Raw genomic sequence first — 15,361 nt, forward strand, 5'->3', positions numbered from 1 at the left:
GTCAATGCCTCCCCAGCAGTTCAGCGGCGGCCAGGGCGCAGCTTCTGCCGGCCGTGGTCGCGGCGCGGCCATGCAGTTCGAACCAGTCTGCAGATAGACCGCAGCCACAGCTGGCGCCTGGATGCAGGGTAGCCAGATCGCTCATGACCACGGCGTGGGCCGGACTCGATGAAATGTAGGGCGAGACGAAACTCAGCAAGCCTTGACGGCCATACGGCAGAACCGTGAAGTCGGACGGATTGCGCACGAAGACCTGCGAATAGACGGGCACATGGAAATGATGATGAGCACATTCAAGGTAAGGCACCGGATGCTCGACCGCGCCGTAACCGTCACGGCAGCGAGAGACCTCAAGGCCCAGTTGTCGGTGCATGCGCTCGTACAGTTGCTGACGGGGAATCTCCTGCGCGGCATGGGTTTTCCAGCCACCCCCGAAGAGCGCCAGCGAGTCCGGTGTCAGTTGCAGTTCGCGAACGCCGGTGGCCCGCATGCGTTCAAGGGTCTGCCAGAGAAAGGCGGGAAAGCCGAGAATCCGTACGGGCAAGCCTTCTTCGGCGAAGGATTGCAGGGCGGCAATGACGCCGAAACTGTCGAACTCGTGACCGCCGCCGGTACGGCGCAGGGCATAGGCCACTCGATTGACGGGGGCGAACCGACACAGGAACTGGTCAGTAAAGGAGGTTCCCAGGCTGATCGTGCCCTCCGGCTCATAGCTCAAAAGCAAGTAGTTGCACGGGGTTTGCGGGTTGCTCCAGCCATAATGGTGAAAGATGCGTTCGACCATGTATTGGGCGGCGCCCAGGCTGCGTTCGTCGTAACGCATGCGACTTTTCTGACCGCTGGTGCCTGAGGATGTCAGCTCCAACGCGTGGGTACCGGTGGGGCTGAGCAATAGGTGCTGCTTGAAAAAACTGGCGAAAATCGGCGGTAGACGCGACCAGTCGTCGAGGCTGTTCAGATTGTCCACGGTCAGCCCGTTGGCGTTCAGCCAGCGTTCGTAGCCCGGGGTATGCAGGCTGTGGAAACGGCTGATCTCGACCATGGCCTGATCGAACAGCCCGTCCGGCACGGAGTCCGGGCAATAGGGGTGCGTCAACGCGCAGAGCTTGTCGCTGTGGGGGAAATGGAACATCAGAAGTCCTTATCGTTATGGTGAACGGTCGGCCTTGCCGCAGCAGGCAAAAACCGGTTGAGCAGGGGCAGGCACAGCAGGCCGCCGACCGCGGCCCACAGCGCAAAGAAATCGAGGCGAAGGCCGCCGCCGATGGCGGCAATCAACGATCCACCGGCACCCATTACGGCAATCGAAATCATGCCGATCGCGGCCGAGACCAGTCCTTTGCTGTCATCGCTGCAAAACAGCGCCAGCCGATACAGGGCTGCGTTGCTCATGCCCAGCCCTACGGCGTACAGCGCGAGGCCGGCAATCAGTGCGGTGAGGGAGAGACCGGTCATGGCAACGGCCACCAGGGTCAGCAGCCCCAGGCAGTACGGCCACAGTGCCAGGCGAATCAATTGCGGCAATTCACGTGTGGGCAGCAACCGGTCGAGAATCAGATTGCCGAGAATGACGGCTGAAAAGACCGGTATCTGCCACAGGGCATATTCCCGCGTTGTCAGCCCCAGTGACTGGATCAGCAACAGCGGTGCAAGACCGATCCAGGCGATCAGCGGCAGGCTCATCAGGCCAAGTGCAACGCAGGTCCCGAGAAAGTTTTTGTTGCGCGCCAATGCAAGGTATCGAACACCGATCTGGCGAAGGGAAAAGGCCATGGGCGGTTGCTGAGTGCCATCACGACGGACCACGCCGATGGTTTCGGGCATGCAGGCGTACAGTCCGGTCCATGCAAGTACGGCAACCAGGGCCAGGCCGAGAAACAGTTCGCGCCAGCTGAGCCATTCCAACAACAGACTGCCCAGCAGCGGACCGATCAGCGGCGAAAGCAGTGCAACATTGCCGAGCAGCGCCATCAGGCGCACCGCATCGGCTTCGCAGAATACTTCCTGAAGTGCGGGATAGCTGACAGCCACCACAAACCCCAGCCCCATGCCCTGGATAAGCCTTAATGCGTTGAAAACTTCAATACCGGGCGTAAAGACTGTCGCTGCACACGTTGCACCGAACAGTGCGCAACCGGCCAGCAACAACGGGCGTCGGCCGAACCGGTCGGCAAGCGGTCCGATCAGCCATTGCAGGCACACTCCACCGATCAGGTAGAGATTGAAAGCGTTGGGGATATGACGGGCATCGGCTTCAAGATCCCGAGTGACGGTGAGCATCGCCGGCATGACCATGTCGCTGGCCATGTAGGTCAGCCATTCGAACAGCATGATGGCGAGGCAGAAACCGAGCGCCTGCCGCGGCGAGAGATTGATGAGAGTTCTTTGCATACGCTTCCACGAGATTCGAGAGAGAGCGCAAAGGGTAGAGGCGGGGTCAGACTGTTCCTACGTCATTGCTGTGACGCTCTATGACGGGGGGTTGCGTGATGTTGCACAAGTCGGGATGCCTACTCGCAAGAGCGAATTGCCTGACAAGATAATGGGGGGAGTCTTAAGAAAAATGCCCACATTCCTGTGGGCATTTCGGCTGACACTAAATCAGTTGTTGCATTTGAATGAATGGACGCTGGCATCCTTCTCGCAACATGACTTAACGATGGTCGTAGTAGCCCGGACCTTGCGGTGCGTAGTGGCGATGGTCGCCATGCCAGCCGCCGTGGGGAAAAATGATGCAGCCGCTCAGGGTGAGCAGTGCAAGGACAGGAATCAGCCAGGTGATTCGACGCAGCATTTCTAAAATCCTCATGGTTAAAGCCGCCTGAAGCCAAAGCTCTTCATCGGCTGTAACATGAGACCCCGTTTGCAGCGGCATATCCCCGTGAAAGGGTATGTGCATGGCATCGACGCCGATACAAACCCGATACATTCCAACGGTTCAGGAACCTGTAATGACCCAGAAGCAACGCTTGAAATATTCGATTCTGATCGCCCTCGCCGTACTGCTGATCATGCTCGGCCTGTCCTGGCTGCAAAACGCCGGCAAGCTCAGCGAGCAAACGTTCCAGTACATCGCCATCGGTGTGGCGGTGGTGGTTGTGGTGATCAACGGCGTGATGCGCCGCAAGGTCAAGCCCTGACGGCATCTGCCGGGCGCTTCAATCGTGGTTGAGCACGGCGGCAGCCTGGGGATGGAGGCTGTAGCTCTTGTCGTCGTTGAACGTGATCACGCCTTCGGCGCACAGGCGCTTGAGTACTTCGCGCACGCTGAGGAAGGACAACGGAATGTCCAGATCCAGCAACTGGCTGTGAACACCACGCACACCCAGACGACGGTCGTCCTCGGCGGCGACCAGCAGGGTGTCGATGACTTTGAGGCGAATCAGGCTGGTGCGCAGGCCGAAGCTTTTAAGCAGCATACGGATGCGTTCATTGCCGTGACGCTCGACCCGTTGCCCGAATACGTCGGCGTGTGAACCCATGGGCGCTCCTTGTGGGGTCTGGCTACCTTCCGATGGTAGGGGTGGGTTGTACATGCGATTACTCCTTTCAGAGCCTGATCAGGAAAGGTTTTTCGTGCTCTCCCTAAACAAGACGTTTCAGCTCGACAAATCATGAAGCGGAAAATGTAGAAAATTTGTCGTGGTTTTGTCTTTTCCCCGTGATTGCGGCACGAAACAGGTGTGTGACCGACTAAATTTTTTTTCCGCGGCTTCGTTTTCTGGACAGGCTCATTGCGTGTGACGCGTGGGTGATTTCAGAGCGAGCCGGGTCCGACGTGTTCACGGTGGCGGGCGGTTCGCTCTTCGGCATTTCGATCAGGAGCGAGCGTGACTATTTCCAGGCAATTCACCGGACTGACCCTTGCCGGCCTGTTTCTCGGGCTGAGTCTGTCGGCGCAGGCGTTCAGCCCTTCCGGCCAGACCGGCGCCGATATCCGCCGCACCGGTTTTGGCGTACCGCACATCCGCGCGGAAAACGAACGTGGTCTCGGGTTCGGCATCGGTTATGCCTATGCGCAGGACAACCTGTGCCTGCTGGCCAACGAAGTCGTGACGGTCAATGGCGAGCGGTCGCGGTACTTCGGGCCGGAGCAACTGACAGTCGAAGAGCGCGAGAACCGCGTCAGCGACGTGTTCTTCCAGTGGCTCAACACGCCGCAGGCAGTGAACGCTTTCTGGCAGGCCCAGCCGGTCGAAGTGCGTGATCTGGTGGAAGGTTATGCCGCCGGCTACAACCGTTATCTGGCCGAACGCCGTCAGCAGGGCTTGCCACAACAGTGCCAGGGTGAATGGGTGCGCGATATCGCCGCCGAGGACCTGGTGAAGCTGACCCGTCGTCTGCTGGTCGAGGGCGGGGTGGGCCAGTTCGCCGAAGCGCTGGCGGGTGCTACTCCGCCGCAGGCCACTGCGAAGATTGAAAACGATGCGCGGGCCTATCAACTGGCGGACACGCGCCTGCAACGCTTCGCACTGGACCGTGGCAGCAACGCCGTGGCGGTCGGCAGCGAGCGTTCGTTCAATGGCCGTGGGATGCTGTTGGCCAACCCGCATTTCCCGTGGGTCGGCGGCATGCGCTTCTATCAGATGCACCTGACCATTCCGGGCAAACTGGATGTGATGGGCGCGGCGCTGCCGGGCCTGCCGGTGATCAACATTGGCTTCAACCAGCACCTGGCCTGGACCCACACCGTCGATTCGTCAAAGCATTTCACCCTGTATCGCCTGCAACTCGATCCGAAGGATCCGACCCGTTACCTGCTCGACGGCCAGTCCTTGCCGATGAACAAGCAGACGGTCACGGTGCAGGTCAAACAGGCAGACGGTCAGGTAGTGCCGGTCTCGCGGGATGTCTACAGTTCGCAGTTCGGCCCGATTGTGCAATGGCCCGGCAAGCTCGATTGGGACAATCAGTTCGCCTATAGCCTGCGCGATGCGAACCTCGACAACGACCGGGTGCTGAAACAGTGGTACGCCATGAACCGCGCCGGCAATCTCAAGGATCTGCAGGATTCGGTGCACACGATTCAGGGCATCCCGTGGGTCAACACCCTGGCCGTGGATGACAAGGGCCAGACGCTGTACATGAACCTGTCGGTGGTGCCGAACGTCAGCGCCGACAAACTGGCCAGGTGCAGTGATCCGCGCGCCGGTCTGAAAATGATCGTGCTCGACGGTTCCAACAGCACCTGCACCTGGGACATCGACCCGCAAGCCGCACAGAAGGGCATTTACGCCTCCAGCCAGTTGCCGCAGCTGCTGCGCAAGGACTTTGTCCAGCACTCCAACGACTCGGCGTGGCTGGCCAACCCGGCGCAACCGCTGACCGGCTTCTCGCCGCTGATCAGTCAGGACGGCCAGCCATTGGGCCTGCGCTCGCGCTTTGCGCTGGATCGTCTGGCGACCCTGAGCAAGAAAGGCCCGGTGTCGGTGCAGGATCTGCAACACATGGTGATGGACGATCAGGTATTCCTGGCGACTCAGGTGGTGCCGGACCTGCGAAAGTTCTGTGCTTCGCAGTCTGAGGCCGCGTTGAAATCGGTATGCAGCAGCCTGAAAGCGTGGGACGGCCGGGCGAATCTGGAGTCGGGCGTCGGCCTGGTGCATTTCCAGAACATCATGCAAGCGATGCAGGAATCGCCGCAGGCCTGGCGCGTGGCGTTCGATCCCAAGGATGCTCAGCACACCCCGCGCGGGCTGGCCGTTGAAAAACCGGAAGTGGCCAAAGCATTGCGCGAGGCGATGCTGGCGTCGGCCGAAACTGCCGCCAAAATGGGCCTGACCGAGAAAACCCGCTGGGGGGATGTGCAGGTGGTCAGCAGTGGTGGCCAGCAAACGTCGATTCACGGTGGCCCGGGCACGCTCGGCATCTACAACGCCATCCAGAGCGTGCCCCGTGAAGACGGCAAGCTGGAAGTGGTCAGCGGCACCAGTTACCTGCAAGTCGTGACGTTCGATGACAAGGGACCGCATGCCCAGGGCCTGCTGGCATTCTCGTTATCCAGTGATCCGGCGTCGAAGTATTCCCGGGATCAGACCGAGGCCTTCTCGAAGAAACAGTGGAGTGTGTTGCCGTTCACCGAACAGCAGATCGAGGCCGATCCGCAGTATCAGGTGCAGACCGTGCGCGATGATCTGGAAAAGGCGGGGAAAGTCGCAGCGCAGTAATCAGCGGTTTAATCCGTCGACAGTCGCAAAGGCAGAAGGCCGCTCCCTCACGGGAACGGCCTTCAGTTTTTTGGCGGTTGCTGCGGCATCGGGTTGATCACCGGGTTGCCGTCCTTGTTGCGGGTCAGGAAGACCGGCAGGACTTTGGGCAGAGAACTGGCGAAGCTGTTCAGTTCCTTGATGTTGTAAATGCCGCCCACCCGGATCGAACCGGTGGCGTTGTCGGCCAGCATCAGGGGCTTGTCCAGGTAACGGTTGATCTGCGGCAATGCTTCGTTCAGCGGCAGGTTGTCGAGCACCAGTTTGCCGCTGCGCCAGGCCAGTGCGTTGTCGTTGGCATAGGTCTGGCTGATCTGCGGAGTGAAATCGCCATGCCTGTAGCGTGCCTGCATCGAAGGCCCCAGGCGCAGACCATCGCCGGGCAATTGAGTGTTGCTGGTGACCAGCACGGAACCCTCGATCAGGTTGACCTTCACCTGATCCTCATACATCCAGACGTTGAAGCGTGTGCCGGTGACGCGAATCCTGCCTTCGGCGGCCCTGACGACGAACGGGTGGCTCAGGTCGTGGCTGACTTCAAAGAACGCCTCGCCCTTTTTCAGGGTGACGCGACGCTCGTCCTTGTAATTGCTGTAGGTCAGTTCGGTGTTGAGATTCAGCTCGACCTGGCTGCCATCGCCCAGGGTGACATGGCGGACATTGTCGGTGGCCGCGAAATGCTGATAGCTGTCAGGCAGCCAGCCGAGGTTCCATCCGGTCCAGGCCGCCAGCGGCAAAGCCAGTGCGCAGACGCAAGCCGCTACGGCGTACTGGCGCCATGATCGGGTCGCCGTCGGGTGAATCGGCAGGGCCGGTGCCGTTGCCGGCCGGGGCAGGTGTTCAGCGACGTCCCAGATTTCCAGCATCGCCTCATACTCGAACGCGTGAAGCGGGTGCGCATCGCGCCATTGTTCGAACGCCATGCGCTCTTCAGCGGTGCAGTCAACGGCGTGCAGGCGCATGCACCAATGCGCGGCGGCATCGGTGATTGCATCGTATTCGGCTTCCGAGAGAGGGTTCTGGGTCATTGACTCATCCTGATTTCGCGCATTCTAACCTTGGGCGGAAGGCGCCGAGAACAGCCGTCATGGCATTTACCCATCAAACGTGGAACTTTTTTTCGCTGCAGCGCCCCAAAAAACAGGACATCCCGCGAACATTAACCATAAATGGAGTGAAAACATGATCAAAAGAACCTTGGCCGCTGTGGTTGCAACCGCCAGTCTTCTGAGCGCAGGCGCGGCACTGGCCGACCGCCCGGGCGCGGGCTGGATCACCATCGAGAAGGCCATCGAGATCGTGAAAACCAAGGCCGGTTATGTCGAGGTCTACGAGATCGAGGCCGACAACAATGGTTATTGGAAAGGCGAAGGACGCAAGGCCGACGGGGTGGTGTACGAATTCCGTATAGACGGCGCCTCCGGCAATGTCCTTCGCGATCAGAAAGACTGACCCCCACGGTTGTGGAGCGATGCGCAGGTGTCGAGCCTGCGCATTTTTTATGCGTGAATCAAACGCTCGGATCGGCTCCAGCTGGCCGACCCTTTCTACCCGGTGCTCTGGGCGACATTGATGTGATCGAGGGCAAATTCGACGAGGTTTCTGGCGGGACCGGCCAGTGTCAGATTGGGATTGATCTGAATGTGAAGGGTATTGACCCCGCTGTCTGGAAATCGGCTGTCCATTGCGGGGTTGACAGGCCACCGGCCAGCCGTGGTTAATCCTCTGGCGGGTTGTTCGTTCGCTGTTGTTCCCTCCAATAATTACTCTGGAGCTTCAGATGTCTGCGCCACACGATCATGCGGTCTCGTCCACGGTGTCCCTGGACGAGCTGACTCAACTGCTGGAAACGATTTTCACCCGTCACGGCACCTCGGCCGAAGTCGCCAGAACCCTGGCCGCCAATTGCGCCAGTGCCGAGCGGGACGGTGCTCACAGTCACGGCGTATTCCGGATTCCCGGTTATGTCTCGACGCTCAACAGCGGCTGGGTCAACGGCAAGGCCGTGCCGAAAGTCGAGGACGTGGCTTCAGGGTTTGTCAGCGTCGATGCCGGCAACGGTTTTGCCCAGCCTGCGCTGGCGGCGGCACGTCCACTGCTGATGGAAAAGGCCCGCAGTGCCGGGATTGCGGTGTTGGCGATCCGCAACTCCCACCACTTTGCCGCGCTGTGGCCGGACGTCGAGCCTTTTGCCGATGAAGGTCTGGTGGCGTTGAGCGTGGTCAACAGCATGACCTGCGTGGTACCCCACGGTGCCGACCGGCCATTGTTCGGCACCAACCCGATCGCCTTCGCCGCACCCCGGGCTGACGGTGCGCCGATCGTGTTCGACCTGGCCACCAGCGCCATCGCCCATGGCGACGTGCAGATCGCAGCGCGCAAAGGCGAGAAACTGCCGGCGGGCATGGGGGTCGACAGCCTCGGCCAGCCGACCTGCGACCCAAAGGCGATTCTGGAAGGCGGTGCATTGCTGCCGTTTGGCGGACACAAAGGCTCGGCGCTGTCGATGATGGTCGAGCTGCTGGCCGCCGCGCTGACCGGTGGAAATTTCTCGTTCGAGTTCGACTGGAAGAACCATCCCGGCGCCAAGACCCCGTGGACCGGTCAGTTGCTGATCGTGATAGATCCAAGCAAGACCGCCGGGCAAAGCTTTGCCGAGCGCAGTCAGGAACTGGTGCGGCAGATGCACGGGGTAGGGCTCAAGCGCTTGCCGGGGGATCGGCGGCATTTGCAGCGGGCCAAGTCACTGGCCAAAGGGATCGAACTGGATCAGCAGACCCTGGCGCAGTTGCGTGAACTGGCCGGCGAATGAGTTTTTGCCGGGCATGAAAAAGGCGAGCCCGAGGGCTCGCCTTTTTTGTTCGCGCTCAGCGGCGACCGAGCAACAATCCGACTACCAGGCCGAACCCGGCGGAAATCGCCACGGTCTGCCACGGGTGCCCGCCGATGTAGCTCTCGGTGGCGTCCACCGCCGGTTTGGTGCGGTCACGCACGCTGGTGACCGAATCCAGCGCCTGCTGCAATTTCTGGGCGATTTGCCCGCGCAGGGTCTCCGCTTCCTCGCCGACCAGGGATGCACTGCTCTTGAGCAGTTTTTCCGACTCTTCGATCAGCGCCTGAAGTTCGCTGAAGGCCTGGTCCTTGATTTGGTCTTCGGCGGCTTGAACGGCGGTTTTCCGGGCCATTGGGTGACTCCTTGCAGGTGAATGGACAGTGAACAATGGAGTGTGGCGCGCCTTGAAAAGTTGCAGCGATTTTCCATCCGGAACAAAAACCAGCGTCAGAGGTTTCCGTCCAGCGTGTAAGATGTCGCCATTTCATGCAGCAGGTAATTCCCGATGAGTTTCAATCTGGCCGACAAATCCCTCGCAGAGCGCGCCGCGCTGGAAGATGAGAAATCCCGACTGTTCGAACTCTGGCAGAACAATCTGGGCAAAGCCAAGGGCGAGGCCGCGCGGTTGTTCGGCGAGCGCTCCAAGCGCAAGGGCAAATGGGCCGAGTTCGTGCGCGCGGAACTGGACGGCATGTCGCCGCCGGAATTCGCCAACATGGTGCGCAGTGAAGTCAATCGCCTGATGGCGGCCAACAAGTAATCACTCGGTTCTGAAGCTGGCGCCAATCGCTTCGCGCACCGTCAGCACCACCGGATCGATCTGGGTGCTGGTGCGCCAGCCCAGTTCGATCGGGTAGCGCGGCAGCGCCAGCGGGCAGGGCAGCAGCGCCAGCCCGCTCATTGAAGCAATGGCCTGCGCGGCGTGGGTCGGAATGGTCGCCACCGCCTCGCTGCCCTTGAGCAGATGCGGCAACGCGGCGAAATGCGTGGTCGAGGCGCAGACCCGGCGAGTCCGGCCCAGCGCCGCCAGCCCTTCATCGGTGATCCCGATAAAACCGCCCGACGACACCAGCAGGTGCTCGCGGGTGACGAATTCTTCCAGATCGATCTGCTGCTGACCCGGCGCCAGGCTCGCCGGATCCACCAGACACGCGTAACCCCCTTCACCCAACACCTGACGGCTGAGCAGCCGCTCGGCAAATCCGCCGGCGGTGATCGCCAGATCGATGCTGCGTTCCATCAGCGCCCGGGCGACGATCTGGCTGTGGGTCTGGCGGAAAATCAGCCGCAGTTTCGGTGCGCGACGGGCGATTTCCTCGATCAGCCGACGGCCGTAAGCGATCTCGAAGTCATCCGAAAGGCCCACAGTGACCGAACGTCCTTCGTAATGATTGGCGGTCGGGTCGACCATCGCCAGGCTTTGCCGGCATTTGTTCAGGGCATCGCTGACCACCGGTTTCAACTGATTGGCCTTGAGCGTCGGCGCCAGCCCCCGGCCGGTGCGCACGAACAATTGATCGCCATACAGTTCGCGCAACCGGCGCAAGGCCGCGCTGACCGCCGACTGGGTCACGCCCAGGCGCAACGCCGCGCGGCTGGCACTGGACTCTTCATGCAGGGCTTCAAAGACTTTCAGCAGGTTGAGGTCGACGGTTGCGATATTCATTTGGCTCATATCAATCAGCAGTGGATCGGTCTTTATTCATGATCCCGTGACGCCGGAGAATGAGCAACACCTGAACTTCACGGAGTGACCGCCATGCCCAAATCAATTGTTGCCGCCCTGCAGATCGGCGCCTTGCCCGGTGGCAAGGCTGAGACCCTGGAACAGATCCTGAGCTGGGAAACCGCGATCAACGAATCCGGCGCCGCGCTGGTGGTGATGCCCGAAGCCTTGCTCGGCGGTTACCCGAAAGGCGAGGGGTTCGGCACGCAGCTGGGTTATCGCTTGCCGGAAGGCCGTGAGGCCTACGCCCGTTACTTCGCCAACGCCATCGATGTGCCGGGGGCGGAAACCGAAGCGCTGGCCGGGTTGTCGGCGCGCACCGGCGCCAATCTGGTGATCGGTGTGATCGAACGGGCCGGCAGCACTTTGCATTGCACCGCGCTGTATTTCGACCCGCAGGCGGGCCTGGTGGCCAAGCACCGCAAACTGATGCCCACCGGCACCGAACGGCTGATCTGGGGCAAGGGCGACGGCTCGACGCTGCCGGTGCTCGATACTCAGGTCGGCAAACTCGGCGCCGTGATCTGCTGGGAAAACATGATGCCGCTGATGCGCACGGCGATGTACGCCAAGGGCATCGAGGTCTGGTGCGCGCCGACTGTGGATGAGCGCGAGATGTGGCAGGTGAGCATGCGCCACATCGCTCATGAAGGGCGCTGTTTTGTGGTCAGCGCCTGTCAAGTCCAGGCCTCGCCGAATGAGCTGGGCGTGGAAGTTGCCAACTGGCCGGGGGATCGGCCGCTGATCGCCGGCGGCAGCGTGATCGTCGGGCCGATGGGCGATGTGCTGGCCGGGCCGTTGCGCGGCGAGGCCGGACTGCTCACCGCCGAGATCGACACCGCCGAACTGGTGCGCGCCCGCTATGACTACGACGTGGTCGGCCACTATGCACGGCCGGATGTGTTCGAACTGAGCGTCGACGAGCGGGTGAAACCCGGCGTGCGTTTTACGGTTTGACGGTTAATCGGCGCCGCCATTCTTCGCGGGTGATTTCCCAGATTTCCCGTGGGAAGCGACCGCCGACAAAGTCGTCCTCATCGGTGCGGATCAAGCGCATGCCGCTACGCTCCGAGAGCTTTCGCGAACCGAGGTTCGGTGCGGCTTTCGGTACGCGCATCAACGGTTGATCGAGGGTTTCGAACCAATACCGGGTCACGGCTTCGCTGGCTTCGGTCATCAGGCCCTGACCCTGCCAGGCCGGGGCGAGCCAGAACCCACGGTGGTTGTCCGGCTCGTCCATCAGGCTGATGTTGCCGATCAATTGCTCTGGCGCCGATCTTAGGCGAATCGTCCAGTGCCACTCTTTGCCGGCCGCAACGGCAGGCAGCGCAATGTCGCACAGGTAGGTGAGGGCGCCGTCGTCCGGGTAAGGCCAGGGCACGAAGACATTCAGATACCGCACCACTTCCCAGTGGGGAAATTGCTGCTGGATGGCCTCGGCATCCGCGAGTTCAAGCGGACGCAAAATCAGCCGTTCGGTATACAGCGTGGGCGTGTCTTGCATAAACCACGACTTCCATGTTCTGACAGTGGGCCGTGCAGACTACCGCATCTTTACCAGGTTGCGGCACTGGCCCTCGGCAGACTGAGCTTGCCGGTATCGACAAAGCGCATCGTGCCAAACAGCCCGCCCGCCAGTTTGCCGCGCAGCACATAGGGCAGGTTGTCGAGGGTTTGGGTCTGGCTCAGGCCGAGGGTCTGGCGCAGCACCGAGAACGCGGAAATGCTCACGGGGACGCTGACGATTGTTTCGGAGAATCGTGGAATCGAGCCGGTCTGATCGCTCACACCCGACGCCAGCGAGTGGCCGTTGACCTCCAGATCCAGCGCGATGCCGTTGTAGTCGATGGGCGTTTCATTGGGGTTCTGCACGCGCAGCTTGATCGCGAAGCGCACTTCCAGATCCTGGCTCGGCAGCGGTTCGAGGCCGACCACGTTGATGTTCACCGGGTCGCGGTTGGGGAACAGCGCGCAGGCGCTGAGGGAGAGCAGAAGCAGGGACAGGATGACGGCTTGGAGGCGGCGCATTGATGCTCTCTCATTGAAAAAGGGCTGAACCGTTGCCGGTATCAGCCCTTTTTGATGGAGCGGACAGGATCAACGGTTCAACTGTGCGACAGCGGCGTTTGTTGCGGGTTCAGCTTTGGCCGGCAGGTCGGGGTTTTCCATGACCTGAAGGATAGAGGCTTCCGGATCGAAGTCATCTTCTTCCAGCTCGATGAATTCTTCCGGCAGGAAGATATTCAGCACGATGGCACACAGCGCGCCGACGGTGATCGGCGATTCGAAAATATTGCGCAGCGCCTGCGGCAGCTCGCGCAGCACTTCCGGCACGGCGGCGATGCCCAGACCCATGCCGACGGAAATCGCCACGATCAGCATGTTGCGCCGATGCAGGCCGGCCTCGGCGAGGATCTTGATCCCGGCCACCGCCACAGTGCCGAACATCACCAGCTCTGCGCCGCCGAGCACCGGTTTCGGCATCAGTTGCAGCACCGCGCCGATCATCGGGAACAGTCCCAGCAACACCAGCAGACCGGCAATGAAGAACGCCACGTAGCGGCTGGCCACGCCCGTCAGCTGAATCACCCCGTTGTTCTGGGCGAAGGTCACCATCGGCATGCTGTTGAACACCGCCGCCATGGCCGAGTTGAGGCCGTCGGCGAGCAGCCCGGACTTGATCCGGCGGATGTACAGCGGGCCTTTGACCGGTTGCCGCGAGATCATCGAGTTGGCAGTCAGGTCACCGGCGGCTTCCAGCGGCGACACCAGGAAAATCACCGCCACCGGCACGAACGCCACCCAATCAAAGTTGAAACCGTACTTGAACGGCACCGGTACGCTCACCACCGGCACTTCGGGCAGATTGGCGAAGTCCACGGTGCCCATCAGCCACGCCACCACGTAGCCGAGGGTCAGGCCGATAACGATTGCGCCTAACCGCAGGAACGGCACGTCAACCCGGTTCAACACCACGATGGTGCCCAGCACCAGCGCTGCCAGGAACACGTGACTGGCCGCGCCCAGATCCGCCGCGCCGAAGCCGCCGGCAATGTCGGTCATCGCCACTTTGATCAGCGACAGGCCCATCAGCGTGATGATGGTGCCGGTCACCACCGGGGTGATCAGCATGCGCAACTTGCCGATGAACTGGCTCAGCACCACTTCGATGAACGCCGCGAAGAAGCACACGCCGAAGATCGTCGACAGGATTTCATCGGTGCCGCCGCCCCGGGCCTTGACCATGAAGCCGGCGCTGAGAATCACGCTGATAAAGGAAAAACTGGTGCCTTGCAGGCACAGCAGCCCCGAACCGACCGGGCCGAAGCGCTTGGCCTGAACGAAGGTGCCGAGGCCCGAGACGAACAGCGCCATGCTGATGAGGTACGGAATTTCGCTTTGCAGGCCGAGGGCGCCGCCCATGATCAGGGTCGGGGTGATGATGCCGACGAAGCTGGCCAGCACGTGTTGCAGGGCGGCAAACACCGTTGCGGTGAAGTGCGGACGGTCGTTGAGGCCGTAGATCAGATCGTTGTTGCGCGGGGCTTTTTCAGAGACGGTCATGGTGGTCTGCGTGCCGCAATGCGGGGCCGGGTCGGAAAATGGGTGCGCAGGATGCCGTAAGCGGGAGACGAGGGCAACGCATTAAAACTGCCCAAAAGGTCAGGTTCGACCAAAGGCGCAGAGCAGATCCTGCTCAAAGGCTTTCTGCGCCTCGCCGGGTACTTGTGCCCGATGGCGGGCCAGATGGAACGCCACGTCAAAGCTCAACTCGCCTTCGCGGACCGGTCGCAACAGGCCCTTGTCCTGCCATTGGCGGGCGTAATGGTCGGGCAGATAACCGACGTGTTTGCCGGACAGAATGAAGGCGAGGGTGCCTTCGACCTGTTCCGAGCGTGCCGAGCAGACCTTGCCCTGGAACGGCTCGTCACTACGCAGAAACCTGTACGGGTGATCGACCCGGTCGCAGGCCTGCAACGCCGCATCATCGGGCGCATCGTCGGTAAACAGCGGGTGGCCGGGCGCGCAGTACAGATGTTGGGTTTCGCTGAACAGTTCGCGGTAATCGAACGCGCTCTGCACCTGGGAGAAGTAACCTATGGCCAGGTCCAGCCGCTGTTGCAGCAGCAGGCGTTCCATTTCGCCGGGCATGGCGCTGATCAGCTCGATGCGCACCGATTCGTCCCGCTCGCGAAACCGGCGGATCGCATCCGCCACCCGTTGCAGCACCGACTGATCGACCGCTTCCGACAGACCCAGCCGCACTTCACCGATCAATCGTCCGGCGACGCCGTTGGATTGATGGCGGAAGGTTTCGATCGAATCGAACAGCGCCCGGGCGGCAATCAACAGCTGTTCGCCCTTGGGCGTCAGGCTGAAACCGGCCTTGCCACGGTTGCACACCCGATAGCCGAGACGGGTTTCAAGCTTGGCCATTTGCTGGCTGATGCTCGACTGGCTCAGGCCCAGTTCGCCTTGAGCAGCACTGAAACCATTGGATTCGACCACGCCGAGAAACAGCCGCAGAAGCTGAAGATCGACATCGTGGAGCTGACCGAGCATCACATTACTCCGGGATAAAGTCAGGTTAACAAA

At 61.2% G+C, this 15,361-nt stretch carries 17 protein-coding genes; 6 read left to right on the forward strand and 11 right to left on the reverse strand.

Annotation, left to right across the window (positions count from 1 at the left end; translation table 11 throughout):
• Position 1 precedes the first annotated feature (1 nt).
• The 3 genes from K3819_RS14195 to K3819_RS14205 form a co-directional block, all read right to left on the reverse strand.
• Complete coding sequence (locus K3819_RS14195) at positions 2-1,132, reverse strand: acyl-protein synthase (RefSeq protein WP_221399613.1); 1,131 nt, start codon at positions 1,130-1,132, stop codon at positions 2-4.
• Positions 1,132-2,391 carry an MFS transporter gene (locus K3819_RS14200; RefSeq protein ID WP_085611699.1) on the reverse strand — a complete coding sequence of 420 codons (1,260 nt, stop codon included), beginning with the start codon at positions 2,389-2,391 and terminating at the stop codon, positions 1,132-1,134. Before K3819_RS14200 ends, K3819_RS14195 begins: the two co-directional genes overlap by 1 nt.
• A gap of 262 nt (positions 2,392-2,653) precedes the next feature.
• Complete coding sequence (locus K3819_RS14205; protein WP_178076145.1) at positions 2,654-2,794, reverse strand: hypothetical protein; 141 nt, start codon at positions 2,792-2,794, stop codon at positions 2,654-2,656.
• Between the two features lie 157 nt (positions 2,795-2,951).
• On the opposite strand from K3819_RS14205, the gene K3819_RS14210 reads away from it, so the two are divergent.
• Entirely contained in the window at positions 2,952-3,140 is a 189-nt protein-coding gene (locus K3819_RS14210; protein ID WP_039768149.1) for a hypothetical protein, read from the forward strand.
• Positions 3,141-3,158: 18 nt separating this feature from the next.
• Here the strand turns inward: K3819_RS14210 and K3819_RS14215 are convergent, their stop codons facing one another.
• Positions 3,159-3,536: a fe2+ zn2+ uptake regulation protein gene (locus tag K3819_RS14215; protein WP_085611698.1), complete on the reverse strand. Its 378-nt coding sequence runs from the start codon at positions 3,534-3,536 to the stop codon at positions 3,159-3,161.
• Positions 3,537-3,830: 294 nt separating this feature from the next.
• Between K3819_RS14215 and K3819_RS14220 the strand changes: the two genes are divergently transcribed.
• Positions 3,831-6,167, forward strand: coding sequence for an acylase (locus K3819_RS14220; protein WP_221399614.1), 2,337 nt, complete (start codon positions 3,831-3,833; stop codon positions 6,165-6,167).
• Positions 6,168-6,229: 62 nt separating this feature from the next.
• Here the strand turns inward: K3819_RS14220 and K3819_RS14225 are convergent, their stop codons facing one another.
• The gene (locus K3819_RS14225) at positions 6,230-7,234 is read right to left on the reverse strand and encodes a FecR family protein (RefSeq protein WP_064596334.1); all 1,005 of its coding nucleotides are present in this window, start codon (positions 7,232-7,234) and stop codon (positions 6,230-6,232) included.
• Positions 7,235-7,388: 154 nt separating this feature from the next.
• Here K3819_RS14225 and K3819_RS14230 point away from each other — a divergent pair, with 154 nt between their 5' ends.
• Together K3819_RS14230 and K3819_RS14235 are read left to right on the forward strand one after the other, a co-directional pair.
• Positions 7,389-7,658, forward strand: coding sequence for a PepSY domain-containing protein (locus K3819_RS14230; RefSeq protein WP_085646474.1), 270 nt, complete (start codon positions 7,389-7,391; stop codon positions 7,656-7,658).
• 328 nt (positions 7,659-7,986) lie between these two features.
• Positions 7,987-9,018 (forward strand): Ldh family oxidoreductase, encoded by a 1,032-nt coding sequence (locus tag K3819_RS14235; protein ID WP_221399615.1) that lies wholly within the window; start codon positions 7,987-7,989, stop codon positions 9,016-9,018.
• Between the two features lie 55 nt (positions 9,019-9,073).
• Here the strand turns inward: K3819_RS14235 and K3819_RS14240 are convergent, their stop codons facing one another.
• Positions 9,074-9,391: a YqjD family protein gene (locus K3819_RS14240; protein ID WP_007957537.1), complete on the reverse strand. Its 318-nt coding sequence runs from the start codon at positions 9,389-9,391 to the stop codon at positions 9,074-9,076.
• A 153-nt stretch (positions 9,392-9,544) separates the two neighbouring features.
• Here K3819_RS14240 and K3819_RS14245 point away from each other — a divergent pair, with 153 nt between their 5' ends.
• The gene (locus tag K3819_RS14245) at positions 9,545-9,799 is read left to right on the forward strand and encodes a hypothetical protein (RefSeq protein ID WP_007957535.1); all 255 of its coding nucleotides are present in this window, start codon (positions 9,545-9,547) and stop codon (positions 9,797-9,799) included.
• Here the strand turns inward: K3819_RS14245 and K3819_RS14250 are convergent, their stop codons facing one another.
• Positions 9,800-10,714 carry a LysR family transcriptional regulator gene (locus K3819_RS14250; RefSeq protein ID WP_221399616.1) on the reverse strand — a complete coding sequence of 305 codons (915 nt, stop codon included), beginning with the start codon at positions 10,712-10,714 and terminating at the stop codon, positions 9,800-9,802.
• 84 nt (positions 10,715-10,798) lie between these two features.
• Between K3819_RS14250 and K3819_RS14255 the strand changes: the two genes are divergently transcribed.
• Complete coding sequence (locus K3819_RS14255) at positions 10,799-11,722, forward strand: carbon-nitrogen hydrolase family protein (protein ID WP_221399617.1); 924 nt, start codon at positions 10,799-10,801, stop codon at positions 11,720-11,722.
• Here the strand turns inward: K3819_RS14255 and K3819_RS14260 are convergent.
• The 4 genes from K3819_RS14260 to K3819_RS14275 form a co-directional block, all read right to left on the reverse strand.
• A complete protein-coding gene (locus K3819_RS14260; protein ID WP_221399618.1) occupies positions 11,712-12,269 on the reverse strand; it encodes a GNAT family N-acetyltransferase in 558 nt (185 codons plus the stop codon). The genes K3819_RS14255 and K3819_RS14260 overlap by 11 nt on opposite strands.
• Positions 12,270-12,319: 50 nt before the next feature.
• The gene (locus tag K3819_RS14265; RefSeq protein WP_039768163.1) at positions 12,320-12,793 is read right to left on the reverse strand and encodes an LEA type 2 family protein; all 474 of its coding nucleotides are present in this window, start codon (positions 12,791-12,793) and stop codon (positions 12,320-12,322) included.
• A gap of 69 nt (positions 12,794-12,862) precedes the next feature.
• The gene (locus K3819_RS14270) at positions 12,863-14,329 is read right to left on the reverse strand and encodes a nucleobase:cation symporter-2 family protein (RefSeq protein ID WP_085611690.1); all 1,467 of its coding nucleotides are present in this window, start codon (positions 14,327-14,329) and stop codon (positions 12,863-12,865) included.
• 99 nt (positions 14,330-14,428) lie between these two features.
• Entirely contained in the window at positions 14,429-15,328 is a 900-nt protein-coding gene (locus K3819_RS14275) for a LysR family transcriptional regulator (RefSeq protein WP_221399619.1), read from the reverse strand.
• Positions 15,329-15,361 lie beyond the last annotated feature (33 nt).

The sequence above is a fragment of the Pseudomonas sp. 3-2 genome, from assembly GCF_019710535.1.
Taxonomy (GTDB): Bacteria; Pseudomonadota; Gammaproteobacteria; order Pseudomonadales; family Pseudomonadaceae; genus Aquipseudomonas; species Aquipseudomonas pharyngis.